This is a genomic window from Amycolatopsis echigonensis, assembly GCF_002846615.1.
GTDB lineage: Bacteria > Actinomycetota > Actinomycetes > Mycobacteriales > Pseudonocardiaceae > Amycolatopsis > Amycolatopsis echigonensis.
In genome coordinates this window covers 6291914-6306569 of sequence record NZ_PJMY01000003.1, presented here as the reverse complement: position 1 = coordinate 6306569, position 14656 = coordinate 6291914, and the positions used below count along the sequence as shown (strand labels likewise).

Here is a 14656-nt window from a genome sequence, read left to right as displayed (position 1 = left end):
CCCACCTTAGCATCGACGTACTCCATAATTGAACAACGAGTTCGATTATAGAACACGGTCCCCTGGCTGTCAGTGCTTCACGATGAGGTGAGGAAACTTATGCAGTTCCACCACCACGGCTACGTTTCCGGCGAACCGCGCGTGCTTCCCGCCGCCGGAACCGGGATCGACCGGCCCGAGGAACTGCCGGACGAGGTCGACGTGCTGATCGTGGGCACCGGTCCCGCGGGCATGATCACCGCCGCGCAGCTGTCCCGGTACCCGCGCGTCACCACGCGGATCGTCGAACGCCGCGGCGGACGGCTCGAGGTCGGGCAGGCGGACGGGATCCAGGCGCGCAGCGTCGAAACGTTCCAGGCGTTCGGCTTCGCGAACCGGATCGTCGATGAGGCGTACCGGATCACCACGATGTCGTTCTGGAAGCCCGATCCGGCCGACCCGAAGCGCATCGTCCGCTCGTCGCGCGTGCCCGACGATCCCACCGGGATCAGCGAATTCCCGCACCTCATCGTGAATCAGGCCCGGGTGCAGGACTATTTCGCCGAGTACATGGCCCATTCGCCGAGCCGGATGAAGCCCGATTTCGGCCTGGAATTCCAGTCGCTGACCATCACCGAGGGCGACGAATACCCGGTGGCCGTCACGCTGCGGCACACCACCGGCCCGCGCACCGGCGAGGATCGCGTCGTCCGGGCCAAATACGTGGTCGGCTGCGACGGCGCGCGCAGCGCGGTGCGCGAGTCGATCGGCCGGAGGCTCGTCGGCGACCAGGCTCTGCACGCGTGGGGCGTGATGGACGTCCTCGCCGTCACCGATTTCCCGGACATCCGCACGAAATGCGCCATCCAGTCCCACGACGGCGGCAACATCCTGCTGATCCCGCGCGAGGGCGGCTCGCTGTTCCGGATGTACGTCGACCTGGGCGAGGTGTCCGAGGACGATCGCGGGGCCGTGCGGAAGACGACGATCGACCAGATCATCGCGCGCGCCAACGCGATCATGCGGCCCTACACTCTGGACGTCAAGAACGTGGCCTGGCACAGCGTGTACGAGGTCGGCCACCGTCTCACGGACAAATTCGACGACGTACCCGTCGGCGACACCCGGCTGCCGCGCGTCTTCATCACCGGCGACGCCTGCCACACGCACAGCGCGAAAGCCGGACAGGGCATGAACGTCTCGATGCAGGACGGGTTCAATATCGGCTGGAAACTCGGCCACGTCCTCGACGGCCGCGGTCCCGCTTCGCTGCTGGCCACCTACTCCGCGGAACGCCAGCTGATCGCGAAGAACCTCATCGACTTCGACAAGGAATGGTCGACCCTGATGGCGGCCCGGCCGGAGGACCTCGCCGATCCGGCGGAACTGGAAGAATTCTACGTGAAAACGTTCGAATTCCCGTCCGGTTTCATGACGTGCTACCAGCCGTCGGTGCTCATCGCCGAACCGGACCACCAGCACCTGGCCACCGGCTTCCCGATCGGCAAACGCTTCAAATCAGCTCCGGTCATGCGGGTCTGCGACGCGAACCCGGTCCACTTAGGACACCACGCCCAGGCCGACGGGCGTTGGCGGATCTACGTGTTCGCCTCCGCCGCCGCGGTGGCAGAATTCGCGGACTGGCTGGGGAATTCCCCGGACTCCCCGGTAGTGGCCCACACGCCGAAGAACCTCGACATCGACGCGTGGTTCGACGTGAAGGTGATCTACCCGCAGCCGTACGAGGAGGTCGATCTCGGCGAGGTGCCGGAGATCTTCCTCCCCCGCACTGGCCCCTTCTCCCTGATCGACTACGAAAAGGTCTACGCGGCGGACCCGGCGGAGGACATCTTCGCCGCCCGCGGCATCTCGCCCGACGGTGCGGTCGTGGTGGTCCGGCCGGACCAGTACGTCGCGAACGTCCTTCCCCTCACCGCCACCGCCGAACTGGCCGCGTTCTTCGCCCCGATCTTCACCGCCGACTAGCCGACGTCGCGGCCGACCCCTGCCACGTATCACGCCCGCAGCACGGCGGCGAGCCCTTCCCGCAGGTCCTGGACGAAATACTCCGGCACTTCCAGCGACGGGAAATGCCCGCCCCGTTCCGGCTCCCGCCACCGGACGATCTGCCGGAACCGCTCCTGCGCCCAGGGGCGAGGGGTCTTCTCCGTATCGCGCGGATACATGCTGATCGCCGCCGGAACGTCCACCCGCAGCTCCGGGTCGAGCGAATTGTGGCTCTCGTAGTAGATCCGGGCCGCGGACGCCCCCGAGCGCGTCAGCCAATACAGCGTGACGTCGTCCAGAACGCGATCCCGGGAAATGGTCTCGAAAGGACTGTCCTCGGTATCCGACCACTCCGCGAACTTGTCCACGATCCAGGCAAGCAGCCCGACCGGCGAGTCGACGAGCGAATACCCGATCGTCTGCGGCCGAGTCGCCTGCTGCTTCGCATACGCCGCGCGGTGCCGCCAGAAATGGCGGGTTTCCTCGGTCCACCTGCGCTCGTCCTCCGTCAGGCCGTCCGTCGGCAATCCGGGCGGTCCCTCCGCGAAGAGCGTGTGGACCCCGAGAACCCGCTCCGGGAACCGGCCGGCGAGAACCGTGGTGATGTTCCCGCCCCAATCGCCGCCGTGGGCCAAGAACTTCCGGTATCCGAGCCGGTCCATCAATTCCGCCCACGCGGCCGCGATCTTTTCCGTCCCCCATCCCGTCGTAGCCGGTTTGTCGCTGTACCCGAAGCCCGGCAAGGACGGAGCCACCACATGAAACGCCGGCGCGCTCCGGTCTTCCGGGTCCGCCAATTCGTCCACGATGTCGACGAACTCCGCGACGCTGCCCGGCCATCCGTGCGTCAAGATCAGCGGCGCGGCGTCCGCGCGCGGGGAGCGGCGGTGCAGGAAGTGGATTCCCAGACCGTCGACGACCGTCCGGAACTGGCCGATCCGGTCGAGGCGCTCCTCGAACGGCCGCCAGTCGTACCCGGTGCGCCAGTAGTCCACGAGATCGGCCAGATCGGCGAGCGGAACGCCCTGCTCCCATCGGCGGGGACCGTGCACCGTCTCGGCCTCCGGAAGCCTCGCCGCGGCCAGCCGAGCCCGCAGATCTTCGAGGTCAGCGTCTGTCGCGCGGGCGTGGAACACCTCTACTTCGCTGGTCAGAGCGGTCATGAGTCCTCCTGGTCTGGGTGGAACCGGCTTAGACGGTTCTAGCAGCCGCCCGCGGCCGGGCGCAACCGGCTAAGCTGGTTCCATGCCTGCCGGTTTCCCTGATTTCCGCCTCGGCACCGTGCTCGCGACCAGCTTTACGGCGACGCTGACCGAACGCCGCGGCGACGCCGTCGAGCGCATTCCGACTCCGCAGCGGCTCGCCGATTGGCTGGCGGTGAGCGGCCTCGCGGTGGACTCCTGCACCGCCGAGCAGCTCGAACTCGCCCGGGAACTGCGGGAGTCGATCCACGCCGCCGCGACCGCGGCCGCGCTGCGGGACCCGCTCCCCCAGGCCGCGGTCGAAGTCATCAACGCCCGCAGCGCGCAGGGCCGCGCCGCGGCTGTCCTGACGCCCGACGGCAAACGGCGCTGGCAGCTCAGCTCGGCGACCGCCGTGGAAGACGCCCTCGGAGTGATCGCCGCCGACGCGATCAGCATCATCTCGGGCGAACGAGACGGAAAACTGGCCTTGTGCGCCTCGCCGACCTGCCAAGCCGCGTTCTTCGACACCAGCCAGAGCCGCACCCGCCGATGGTGCGAGATGAACACGTGCGGGAACCGGCACAAGAAGGCGCGCTTCAACGCGAACCACCGCAAGAACCGCGCCGCCGAGTGACCCGCGTTTAGCTCGGGTATTCGGTTTTCCGGCCGCGCGAGAACGGTCTTCGGCGGGGATCGGCCGCGCGCCGCTGGCTGGGCGACGCTTCTCCGGTGGCCGAGTACTGCGGGTGCGGCCCGAATCGGTGAGGGCCGTGGTCGCCGTGTGCCGGACGGGCGGTATCACGCGGAGCGGTGCCCCAGCGGTGCTTTCGATCCGGCGGGATCGAGCACCGAACCGTGGGAAATGGCCGTCGAAAAGGTCAGCGGCGACGGCAGAACCCGGCGACACCCTGCTCGCCGCGGAGTTGCCGACGGGTAGGCGTTGGCCGATGTCAGCTGCCCCGTTCGGAGGTCGTCGTCGGCCGGGAAGACGGCTGACGGCCCGGAATTGTCGGTGCCCGGATTTACCATGGCGGCACATCCGAGGAGGTGTGCACATGCGGGACGCCGTGCTGGAGGCGGCGAGGTTCCTGGCCGCCGGCCGCACCCGGCAGCTCACGCTCGAGGACGTGGCCGACCACGTCCGGTACAGCCCGTTCCACCTGGCGCGCGCGTTCGAGCGGGAGATCGGCCTGCCCCCGGGGAAATTCCTTGCCGCGCAACGCTTCCAGCTCGCCAAGGAGCTGCTGCTGGACACCGGCGAGAAAGTGGTCGACATCTGCCACGAGGTCGGGTTCTCCGCACCGGGCACCTTCACCACGCGGTTCACCGCGGCGGTCGGGGTCAGCCCGCACCGGTTCCGGCAGCTGCCCGGCCTCCTCGCCGAGCACCCGCCGGAACCGGTGCGGGTGCCGGGCCCGGACTGCGCGGGCGGGGCCGTCGTCGGCCGCGCGCTGCTGAGCCCGGCCGCGGTCGCCGCGCTCGGCGGAGCCCCGGCGGTGTACGTCGGGCTGTTCGCGTCGTCGGCGCGCGGGCTACCGGTCAGCGGCTCGCTGCTCGGGCCGGACCTGGAGTTCACGCTCGTCGACGTGCCCGCCGGCACCTACCGGCTGCTGGCCTGCGCGCTGCCGTCGGCGGCCGATCCGCGGGCGCAGCTCGTCCCGAGCGTGCAGGCGGTCGGCTCGGCCGCGCGGCCGGTGCGGATCCGGGCCGGCCCGGTGCCGCTGCGCCAGGACGTCCGGCTGGACGTCGCGCCCGCGTGGTCGCCTCCGGTGCTGGTCGCGCTGCCGCCGCTGGCGTCGGCGGGAGCGCAAGAATGGAGAGGCGGGCCGCGGCTGGCGAGATTAGGTTGAGCCAGGTCACAGGGCCGTTGTCAGGGAGAAGCCATGCCTGGAGTTCGAGTACTGGTCGGCACGCGCAAGGGCGCGTTCATCCTCACCTCGGACGAGGGCCGCACGCGCTGGGAGGTCGACGGTCCGCACTTCGGCGGCTGGGAGGTCTACCACCTCGCCGGCTCGCCCGCGGACCCGGACCGGCTGTACGCGTCGCAGTCCACGTCGTGGTTCGGCCAGCTGATCCAGCGGTCCGACGACGGCGGGAAGACCTGGAACCAGGTCGACCACGACTTCGCCTACGAGGGTGGCGCGGGCGAGCACCTCTGGTACGACGGAACGCCGAAGCCGTGGGAGTTCACCCGGATCTGGCATCTGGAACCGTCGCTGACCGACCCGGACACGGTGTACGCGGGCGCGGAGGACGCGGCGCTGTACCGCAGCACCGACGGCGGGAAGAGCTGGAAGGAGCTGACCGGGCTGCGCAAGCACACGTCCGGGCCGGCCTGGCAGCCGGGCGCGGGCGGGCTGTGCCTGCACACGATCATCCTCGACCCGCGGAACTCGCAGCGGATGTTCACCGCGATCTCGGCCGCGGGCGCGTTCCGCAGCGACGACAGCGGCGAAACCTGGCAGCCGATCAACCACGGCCTGCACTCCGACGGCATCCCGGACCCGGACGCCGAGGTCGGGCACTGCGTGCACCGGATCGCGCTGCATCCGTCGCGGCCGGACGTGCTGTTCATGCAGAAGCACTGGGACGTGATGCGCTCGGACGACGCGGGCGAGCACTGGCGGGAGATCAGCGGCAACCTGCCGAGCGACTTCGGGTTCCCGATCGCGGTGCACCCGCACGAGCCGGAAACGGTGTACGTGGTCCCGATCCACAGCGATTCCGAGCACTACCCGCCGGAGGGCAAGCTGCGCGTGTACCGCAGCCGCACGGGCGGCGACGAATGGGAGCCGCTCACCGCCGGCCTGCCGCAAGAGAACTGCTACGTGAACATCCTGCGCGACGCGATGGCCGTCGACTCCTGCGACGAGGCGGGCATCTACTTCGGCACCACCGGCGGCCAGGTCTACGCGTCGAACGACGCGGGCGACAGCTGGGCCCCGATCGTGCGCGACCTGCCCGCGGTGTGCTCGGTGGAGGTGCAGACCCTGCGATGACGACCGTCGTGCGCGTCAAGCTGCCCACGCACCTGCGCCGCCTGGCGAAGGTCGAGGGCGAGATCCAGCTGCCGGTCGAGGACCCGCCGACCCGGGACGCCCTGCTGGACGCGCTGGAACGCACCTACCCCCAGCTGCGCGGCACGGTCCGCGACACGACCACCGGCAAACGCCGGGCGTTCGTCCGGTTCTTCGCCTGCGAGGAAGACCTGTCGAACACCGCCCCGGACACCGCGCTGCCCGCGCCGGTCCTGTCCGGAGCGGAGCCGTTCCTGATCATCGGAGCCATGGCGGGCGGCTGACCACGAACCACCGGGCCGAGGGGAAGAACCCCGGGCCTCGGTGCGTCCCGGGGGCGCACCGAGGCCGGGGGCTTGCGCAGCTCGGCCGGGTTTCCGGCACCGGAGCGGCTTCCGCGGGGAGGATCGCCGCCAGCGCGAGCCTGCGGCGGGCCATTCGTATGCAGACCCGTCACGCTCGCGCGCGAGCGCGTGGGCCGGGAATCTCGGCGCGCGCTCGTGCCTGCCCACCGGGCACCGAACTGGATTCCGCTGGGCAGGACCCCGTGTCGCGTGGGATGCGTCCCACGCCACCCGGGGTTGCGCGGTATGGCTGCGGGTCTATGCGGTGTGCTGCGGGTTGTATGGCGCAATGCTCGCCCAGTGCGAGGTACTAGCTAAGACGCGATGCCGCGCACATCCGCTCCCGCGGATGTCCGTGAAGGGAGCTTGAAGGACTCTGCATCCCTCACCGGAGGTCGGTGAGGACCTCTGCATCCCTCACCGGCCTCCGCGTCGTGAGAGGAGCCCATCGGCTGGCGAGAAAACGCCCGGCTGTCCCCCACCACTGAGAAGGCCTCTCATAGGGGCGAACCAGCAACGCCAGGTCATCCTCGGCGGTACGCCGAACGCTCTATCCACCCGAGCTGGCGGCCTCAGCAGATCCAGCAGAGCCCGGCCGGATCAGTCCCGGACCGGCTTCACCGGGTCGTGCCCCAGCGACATCAGGCCCTGCCGCCATCCCGCGTCGCCCGCCACGGGTTCCAGGTCGTCGCGGCGCGAGGCGTGCACGCGGTCGACCACGTCCCGCATCACCTCGACGTCGCTCTGGTTCACGTCCGACCTGCGCTTGCCCAGGATCGACAGCACCTTGCGGCCGGTCGCCGGGCCCGCCCGGTCCGGCAGCGGTTCGGTTTCCGGTCCGGCTTCCCGGGTGCGCAGCCAGTCGGCCAGCTCCCGCGAGGTCATGTTCACGACACGGTGGAATTCCGTCCACAGCTCGTCGTCCACGGTCTCGTGCGCGGCCATCTCGATCACCTCCCGGCGTCGTCGTCGGGATTCCGGTTACCCGGACGGCGGGCAGGCAAACCCGGCAGCGTCGAGTCCACATAGGACCGGGCGCGCGCGGCAATCCGAGCCAGCGCGGCACATCCCGGCTCCGGGTCGCCCGCCCGCACGGCCTCCGCGATCGCCCGGTGGTCCTCCCACGACCGGGCGAGGTCGCCGTGATCGGCGAGTTCCTGGAGGAGCCGGTCGGCCATCAGGCGGCGCAGCGGGAGGCGGATCGCGAGCATGCTGCGCAGCAGGATCCGGTTGTGCGCGGCCTCGGCCAGCGCGACGTGGAACTCCGCGTCCGCCTCCAGGAAACGGTCCCGGTCGGCGCGGGCGGCGGCCATCCGGTCGGCCAAGTCCGCCAGAACCGCCAGCTCGGCGGCGGTCCGGCGGCGGGCGGCCAAGGCGATGACGGTCGCCTCGATCGCCTCCCTCGCCTCGACCAGCTCCCGGTACTCCGCCACGTCCGAAGCGCCCAGCTGCCACGGCACGAAGCCGCCGGCCTCGGGTTCCAGCACGAACGTGCCGATCCCCTGGCGCGTCTCGACCCAGCCGCGCGCCTGCAGCGTCCGGACCGCTTCCCGGACGGTCAGCATCGACACCCCGGCCGAGGCCGCGAACTGCCGCAGCGACGGCAGCGCGGTCCCGGGAGGCCATTCGCCGCCGAGGATTTTCCGGGTCATCTCTTCGACCAGCGAGTCCACCACGCTCACGCGCCGCACCCGGGCCAGTCCCGGCGGCGGTCCCCTCCGTCCCGAGGTCATCGGGCCAGCGTACGGATTGACGGCACTGTTTCAAACACCTAGATTCGACCCGGGATGCCCACCGAAACCGACTTGCTCGCCGACCTTCGCGCGAACGTCCGCGGCGAGGTGCACGCCGACGTCCGCCGTCGCGCCGAGTACTCCGCTGACGCGTCCAATTACCGGGTCGTCCCGCAGGTCGTCGTGCTGCCGAAGGACACCGGCGACGTTCTCGCGACCCTCGAAATCGCCCGCCGCCACGGTGTTCCGCTGACCAGTCGCGGCGGGGGCACGTCGGTCGCGGGCAACGCGATCGGACCGGGCGTGGTGATCGACTTTTCGCGGCACCTCACCCGCATTGTCGACTTGGACCCCGAGGCGCGGACCGCGGTCGTGCAGCCCGGCGTCGTTCTCGCCGACCTGCAGCGCGCCGCCGCGCCGCACGGGCTGCGCTTCGGCCCCGACCCGTCCACGCACGCCCGCGCGACGCTCGGCGGCATGATCGGCAACAACGCTTGCGGGCCGCACGCGATCGCCTACGGCCGCACCGCGGACAACGTTCGCGAGCTCAGCGTCGTGGACGGCACCGGACGCCAGTTCACCGCGGGTCCGTCCAGCGCGGTACCGGGCCTCGCCGAGCTGATCGACACCCGGCTCAGCCTGGTGCGCACCGAATTCGGCCGGTTCAGCCGTCAGGTGTCCGGCTACTCGCTCGAACACCTGCTGCCGGAGAACGGCCGGTCGCTGGCCCGCGCGCTGGTCGGCACCGAAGGCACGCTGGCGGTCACGCTGGAAGCGACCGTCGATCTGGTCGACATCTCCCCCGCGCGGCTGCTGGTCGTGCTCGGCTACCCGGACATGGCGACGGCCGGCGACGTCGTGCCCGGGCTGCTGCCGCACCGGCCGCTGGCGGTCGAAGGGCTCGACGCCCGGCTGGTCGACCTGGTGCGCCACCATCGCGGCGCCGTGCCCGCGCTCCCGGACGGCGGCGGCTGGCTGATGATCGAGGTCGGCGGCGAGACGGAAGCGCAGGCCCGGCACAACGCCGAGCGTCTCGTCGCGGATTCCCAGGCGCTCGACCACGTCGTGCTCGCCCAAGGTGCCGCGGCCGCCGCGATGTGGCGGATCCGCGAGGACGGCGCCGGGTTGGCGGGCCGGACTCCGACCGGCGAGCAGGCGTGGCCCGGCTGGGAGGACGCCGCGGTCCCGCCCGAACGGCTCGGCGCGTATCTGCGGGACTTCGACGCGCTCCTCGACGAATTCGGCCTCGAAGGACTCCCCTACGGCCACTTCGGCGACGGCTGCGTGCACGTCCGGCTCGGCCTGCCCCTCGAACGCGACGCGTCGGTGTTCCGCGCGTTCATGACCGCGGCCGCGGAGCTGGTCGTCGGCTACGGCGGCTCGTTCTCCGGCGAGCACGGCGACGGCCGCGCGCGCGGCGAACTGCTGCCGCGGATGTACTCGGCCGAAACGATCGACCTGTTCGGCGCGGTCAAGAATCTCTTCGATCCCGACGACCTCCTCAACCCGGGCGTCCTCGTGCGGCCGCACCCGCTCGACGCCGATCTCCGCCGCCCGCAAGCACCTCCGCTCCCGGTCGTCGCGGGCGGATTCTCCTTCGCACACGACGGCGGCGACTTCACCCGCGCGGTGCACCGTTGCGTCGGCGTCGGGAAATGCCGCGCCGACAACCGTGCGTCCGGCGGATTCATGTGCCCGTCCTATCTCGCCACCCGCGACGAAAAGGACAGCACGCGCGGTCGCGCCCGGGTGCTGCAGGAGGTCGCGAACGGGTCGCTGGTCTCCGGGTGGGCGGACACCGCCGTGCACGAATCGCTTGATCTGTGCTTGTCCTGCAAGGCATGCGGCAGCGACTGTCCGGCCGGAGTGGACCTGGCGCAGTACAAATCCGAGGCCTTGCACCGGAAGTACCGGCACCGGATCCGTCCCGTCTCGCACTACACGCTGGGCCGGTTGCCGGACTGGATCCGCCTGCTGCACCGAGTCCCCGTGCTCGGCCCGCTCGTCGTCAACGCGCTGATGTCGTTCCGTCCGGTCGAGAAGGTCCTGTTAGCACTGTCCGGAGTGGACACTCGTCGCCGCGCACCGAGGTTTGCCCGCCGCCCGTTCACCCGGTCCCGGCGCAGGATCCGCGAGCAGGGTCCGGAGGTGGTGCTGTGGGCGGATTCCTTCTCGGACGGGATGGACACCGAGGTCGCCGAAGCTGTCGCCGCGGTGCTCTCGGACGCCGGATACCGCGTGCTGGTTCCGCCGCGCCGTCCGTGCTGCGGGCTCACCTGGATCACCACCGGCCAGCTCGACACCGCCCGCCGGAAGCTCCGCGATCTCGTGCACACGCTGCGTCCCTACGCGCAGGCCGGACTCCCGATCGTCGGCGTCGAACCGTCGTGCACCGCGGTGCTGCGGTCCGACCTGCTGGACCTGTTCCCCGACGATCCGGACGCCACAACGGTCTCCGCCGCGGTCACCACGCTCGCCGAACTCCTCGCCAAGACCGAAGGCTGGCAAGCGCCCGACCTGTCCGGCGTCACCGTGGTCGCGCAGCCGCACTGCCACCACCATTCGGTGATGGGCTTCGAAGCCGACCGAGCCCTGCTCGCCGCCACCGGCGCGGAACTGCACACTCTCGCCGGATGCTGCGGCCTGGCCGGGAACTTCGGCATGGAACGCGGACACTACGACGTTTCCGTTGCCGTAGCGGAGAATGCGCTGCTTCCGGCCCTGCGCGACAATCCGGACGCCGTGTTCCTCGCCGACGGTTTCTCCTGCCGCACACAGGCCGATCAGCTGGCCGGCGTGCGCGGTGTCCACTTGGCACAGTTGCTGAAGCGGCGCTGACGCCCGGAGTCAGCTGTCCCAGAAGCCTTGTTTCTCCAGCAAAGCGACCGCGCGGTCTCCGCCGTCCGAGAAATGTTTCTCCACAATGGACCGTGCCCGCGACGCCGAGCGGGCGCTGAGCGCGTTCAAGATCTTCCGGTGGTCTTCGTGCGCCTTGCCGGGCCAGTCCTCGTGCGCCTCGTAAAACCCGTGCGTGACCGTTTTCGCCAGGATGCCCAGAATCGAGACCAGCCGGCGGGAATCGGCCGCGTAGTTGATCCTGCGGTGGAACTCGAAGTTCAGCCGTTCCTGTTCGGCACGGTCCGCTCCGGACTCCATCCGGTCCGCGAGATCGTGCAGCGCCTGCAGGCTTTCCGGAGACAGGTTTTTCGCCGCGCGCTCCGCGGCCAGGCCCGACACCAGGCCGAACACGCGGTAGTGGTCCCGGATGTCGTCGCGCGTCATCTGCGCCACGAACGCGCCCCGGCGGGCGATGTGCTCCACCACGCCCTCGTGGTCGAGGGTGATCAGCGCTTCCCGGATCGGCAGCTTGCTGATGCCGAGTTCGTCGGCCAGCGCCTCCTGGTCGATCTTCTCCCCGGCCCGCAGCTGACCGGAGAAGACCCGTCGCCGGATCTCGTGCGCCGCCAGCGCTTTCAGGTTCGCCGGACCGCCGCGGCGCGGTGCCGCGCCCGTGGTTTCGGGCATCGCCTCCCCCTCTGGCGAACGGAACAGGAGACAAAGTATCGCATAAGCCATGTTGCGCGAGTCCCGCTTGGCCTCGCCGTCGCACTCTTCGAGGACCCCTGACTCTGGCGGCAGCGTCCGAACCGATGGCATGGTGGCGCAGGTGATCCGGACGACGGAGGGAAGCTGAATGAGCCGCTACGCGCAGTTCGAGAACCTGCGGATCGACGGACCGGACGAGGACGGCGTCATCGAACTCGTCCTGGACGCCCCGAACCTCAACGCGGTCAGCGACGCCGCGCACGGTGAACTCGCCGACATCTGGCGCGAATTCGACCGCGACCCCGCGGTGAAAGCCGTCCTGCTGCGCGGCGAAGGCAAGGGGTTCTCCGCGGGCGGCTCATTCGACCTGGTCGAGAAGCTCGCGAACGACTTCGAGGCCCGTTCCCGCACCATGCGCGAGGCTCGCGACCTGGTCTACAACGTCATCGACTGCTCCAAACCGACCGTGTCCGCGATCCACGGCCCAGCCGTCGGGGCAGGGCTGGTCGCCGGGCTGCTGTCGGACATCTCCGTGGTCGCCGCCAATGCGAAGATCATCGACGGGCACACCCGGCTCGGCGTCGCGGCGGGCGACCACGCGGCGGTGTGCTGGCCGCTGCTGTGCGGGATGGCCAAAGCCAAGTACTACCTGATGACCTGCCGCCCGATGTCCGGAGCGGAGGCGGAACGGATCGGGCTCGTATCGCTGTGCGTCGAGGAGGAGGCCGACCTGCTGCCCACCGCCCGGGAAATCGCACACGAACTGGCCAATGGCGCGCCGAACGCGATCCGCTGGACCAAACAGAGCCTCAACCTCTGGTACCGGCAGCTCGCGGGCGCGATCTTCGATTCGTCACTGGCGCTGGAGTTCTACGGCTTCGCGGGTCCCGAGGTCCGCGAAGGCCTCGCCTCGCACCGCGAACACCGCAAGCCGGACTTCACCCGAGTGCACGAGTCCTAAGTAGACGGCCGGACTCCTGTTCCTCCCAGCGCATCTCATGCTTCGGCCCGCACCGAACGGTTTCCGCGTCACGCTGGACGCATGACTGCGACAACGCAACGACTCGCACTGATCGCGCTCTGCCTGCCGTTCTTCATCGTCCAACTCGACGCGACGGTGGTGAACGTCGCCGTCGAAGCGATCCGGCACGACCTCGGCGGCGGGCTGGGCGGTGAGCAATGGGCGATCGCCAGCTACACCATCGCGCTGGCCGCGGGCATGCTCACCGCGGGCTCGCTCGGCGACCGGTACGGCTCGCGGCGGGTCTGCGTGCTCGGGACCGTCGTGTTCGGGGTCGGGTCCGCGCTGTGCTCGCTGGCCCCGACGCTTCCGGTGCTGATCGTCGCGCGGACGCTGCAGGGCATCGGCGCGGCGGCGTTGCTGCCGTGTTCGCTCGCGCTGATCGTCCGGCAGTTCCCGGAGCCGCGGGCGCGGGCGCACGCGCTCGGCGTGTGGGGCGGCATCGCGGGCATCGGCCTCGCGACCGGCCCGGTGGCGGGCGGCGTGCTCGTCGCGCTGGTCGACTGGCGGGCGATCTTCTGGGTCAACCTTCCGTTCGCCGCCCTCGCCGTCGTGCTGACCCGCCGGTATGTCGTCGAATCGCCGTCGAGGGACCGCCGCCTCGATCCGTCCGGGTTCGTCCTCGGAACCCTCGCCTTGTCCGCGCTGGCCGGCGGGCTGATCCAGGTCGGCCGCTCCGGCTGGGCCCTCCCGCTGATCGCCGCCGGAGCGCTGACCGGGCTCGGGTTCGTCCTGGCCGAGCGACGCCGCCGCGATCCGATGCTGCCGTTGGCGATCTTCTCGTCGCGTCCGTTCTCCGCCGCGAGCACCGCGGGGCTGCTCTTCAATTTCTGCTTCTACGGCACCCTGCTGTGCCTCTCGCTGTTCCTCCAGGGCCCGCTGCACCAGTCCGCGTTCGCGACCGGCATGCTGACGCTGCCGCTCACCGTCGCGATCGGCATCGGAGCCACCGGCAGCGGACGACTCACCGCCCGCTTCGGCCCCCGCACCCCGATGCTGACCGGTTTCGGCCTCGCCGGTCTCGGCGCGATCCTGCTGGCCGCGGCGGATTCCCTGCCGCTGGTGATGGCAGGCGGCGTGGTGCTGTGCTGCTGCTCGATCGCGATGCCCGCGATGACGTCGGTCGCCATGTCGACGCCTCCCGAAGAGCACACCGGGCTGGCCAGCGGAGTGCTGAACACGGCCCGGCAGACCGGAGGCGCCCTGGGCACCGCGGTGCTCGGCACGCTGCTCACCGCGGGCTCGACGATGTCGCTGAGCGTCCCGATGACAGTGGTCGCCCTCGGCTACGCGGCGGCGGTCGGGTGCACTCTGCTGGCGACCCGCCGACCCGCACTGGTCTCGACGAGTGCGTGAAGGAAACCGCGGTCAGGGCGCGAGCAGCGTCGCCCGGTGCACGAAGGAGTACGGCTTCAGGACCTCGAAATGCGCCGCATACCCAGTGAAAGCCATCCCGCCAGGCCGCGGCGGGCGGGCCACGGCGCGACGGCCGAGCGAGCGGCCCAGAGTGATCAGCAGGGCGCCGAGCAGCACCATCGGACGCCGATCATGAGCACGCGGCCGCAGCAGGGGTTCGGGTGGACGAGCGCAGCCGCTGGTGCTGGGCGCGAAGCTGGAATTCGGGAAACCTGCCCACCGGCGGCACCCTGGCGGTGCTTCGGCTGCCGGAGCGGCCGGTACCACGGCGTGGCTTTCCCGAACGGCGGGCCGGGAACGGCGGGCCGGAAGCTGTCCCGTTGTCGGCCTTCTCAAACCCGCGGCGGGATGACAAGCTGCTCAGCAGCCGGTCGCCTCCGCACCGGCTCGCACGATGACAACGTTGTCA

Annotated in this window: 13 protein-coding genes; 8 read left to right on the top strand and 5 right to left on the bottom strand. The window is 70.3% G+C overall.

Annotation, left to right across the window (positions count from 1 at the left end):
• The first annotated feature begins 99 nt into the window (after window positions 1-99).
• Window positions 100-1965: an FAD-binding monooxygenase gene (locus ATK30_RS34910; RefSeq protein WP_101439036.1), complete on the top strand. Its 1866-nt coding sequence runs from the start codon at window positions 100-102 to the stop codon at window positions 1963-1965.
• A 29-nt stretch (window positions 1966-1994) separates the two neighbouring features.
• Here the strand turns inward: ATK30_RS34910 and ATK30_RS34905 are convergent, their stop codons facing one another.
• On the bottom strand, window positions 1995-3149 hold the full coding sequence (locus ATK30_RS34905) for an epoxide hydrolase family protein (RefSeq protein WP_101439035.1): 1155 nt from the start codon (window positions 3147-3149) through the stop codon (window positions 1995-1997).
• 82 nt (window positions 3150-3231) lie between these two features.
• Between ATK30_RS34905 and ATK30_RS34900 the strand changes: the two genes are divergently transcribed.
• The 4 genes from ATK30_RS34900 to ATK30_RS34885 all read left to right on the top strand — a co-directional run bounded on the left by ATK30_RS34900 (window position 3232) and on the right by ATK30_RS34885 (window position 6471).
• Window positions 3232-3804 (top strand): CGNR zinc finger domain-containing protein, encoded by a 573-nt coding sequence (locus ATK30_RS34900; RefSeq protein ID WP_101439034.1) that lies wholly within the window; start codon window positions 3232-3234, stop codon window positions 3802-3804.
• Window positions 3805-4225: 421 nt separating this feature from the next.
• Window positions 4226-5020: a helix-turn-helix transcriptional regulator gene (locus ATK30_RS34895; RefSeq protein ID WP_101439033.1), complete on the top strand. Its 795-nt coding sequence runs from the start codon at window positions 4226-4228 to the stop codon at window positions 5018-5020.
• A 33-nt stretch (window positions 5021-5053) separates the two neighbouring features.
• Window positions 5054-6169: a WD40/YVTN/BNR-like repeat-containing protein gene (locus tag ATK30_RS34890; RefSeq protein ID WP_101439032.1), complete on the top strand. Its 1116-nt coding sequence runs from the start codon at window positions 5054-5056 to the stop codon at window positions 6167-6169.
• Window positions 6166-6471, top strand: a complete 306-nt coding sequence (locus tag ATK30_RS34885; protein WP_101439031.1) for a MoaD/ThiS family protein — start codon at window positions 6166-6168, stop codon at window positions 6469-6471. The genes ATK30_RS34890 and ATK30_RS34885 overlap by 4 nt, the downstream gene beginning before the upstream one ends.
• 660 nt (window positions 6472-7131) lie before the next feature.
• Here ATK30_RS34885 and ATK30_RS34880 read toward each other — a convergent pair.
• The gene (locus ATK30_RS34880) at window positions 7132-7476 is read right to left on the bottom strand and encodes a DUF3140 domain-containing protein (protein WP_101441225.1); all 345 of its coding nucleotides are present in this window, start codon (window positions 7474-7476) and stop codon (window positions 7132-7134) included.
• Between the two features lie 5 nt (window positions 7477-7481).
• Window positions 7482-8264 carry a FadR/GntR family transcriptional regulator gene (locus ATK30_RS34875; protein ID WP_101439030.1) on the bottom strand — a complete coding sequence of 261 codons (783 nt, stop codon included), beginning with the start codon at window positions 8262-8264 and terminating at the stop codon, window positions 7482-7484.
• Window positions 8265-8318: 54 nt separating this feature from the next.
• Between ATK30_RS34875 and ATK30_RS34870 the strand changes: the two genes are divergently transcribed.
• Complete coding sequence (locus ATK30_RS34870) at window positions 8319-11102, top strand: FAD-binding and (Fe-S)-binding domain-containing protein (RefSeq protein WP_101439029.1); 2784 nt, start codon at window positions 8319-8321, stop codon at window positions 11100-11102.
• A gap of 9 nt (window positions 11103-11111) precedes the next feature.
• Here the strand turns inward: ATK30_RS34870 and ATK30_RS34865 are convergent, their stop codons facing one another.
• Window positions 11112-11789 carry a GntR family transcriptional regulator gene (locus ATK30_RS34865; protein WP_101439028.1) on the bottom strand — a complete coding sequence of 226 codons (678 nt, stop codon included), beginning with the start codon at window positions 11787-11789 and terminating at the stop codon, window positions 11112-11114.
• Window positions 11790-11958: 169 nt separating this feature from the next.
• Here ATK30_RS34865 and ATK30_RS34860 point away from each other — a divergent pair, with 169 nt between their 5' ends.
• Window positions 11959-12771 carry an enoyl-CoA hydratase/isomerase family protein gene (locus ATK30_RS34860; protein WP_101439027.1) on the top strand — a complete coding sequence of 271 codons (813 nt, stop codon included), beginning with the start codon at window positions 11959-11961 and terminating at the stop codon, window positions 12769-12771.
• Between the two features lie 81 nt (window positions 12772-12852).
• Entirely contained in the window at window positions 12853-14187 is a 1335-nt protein-coding gene (locus ATK30_RS34855) for an MFS transporter (RefSeq protein WP_101439026.1), read from the top strand.
• A gap of 12 nt (window positions 14188-14199) precedes the next feature.
• Here the strand turns inward: ATK30_RS34855 and ATK30_RS45160 are convergent, their stop codons facing one another.
• Entirely contained in the window at window positions 14200-14367 is a 168-nt protein-coding gene (locus ATK30_RS45160) for a hypothetical protein (RefSeq protein WP_158242546.1), read from the bottom strand.
• Window positions 14368-14656: the final 289 nt, after the last annotated feature.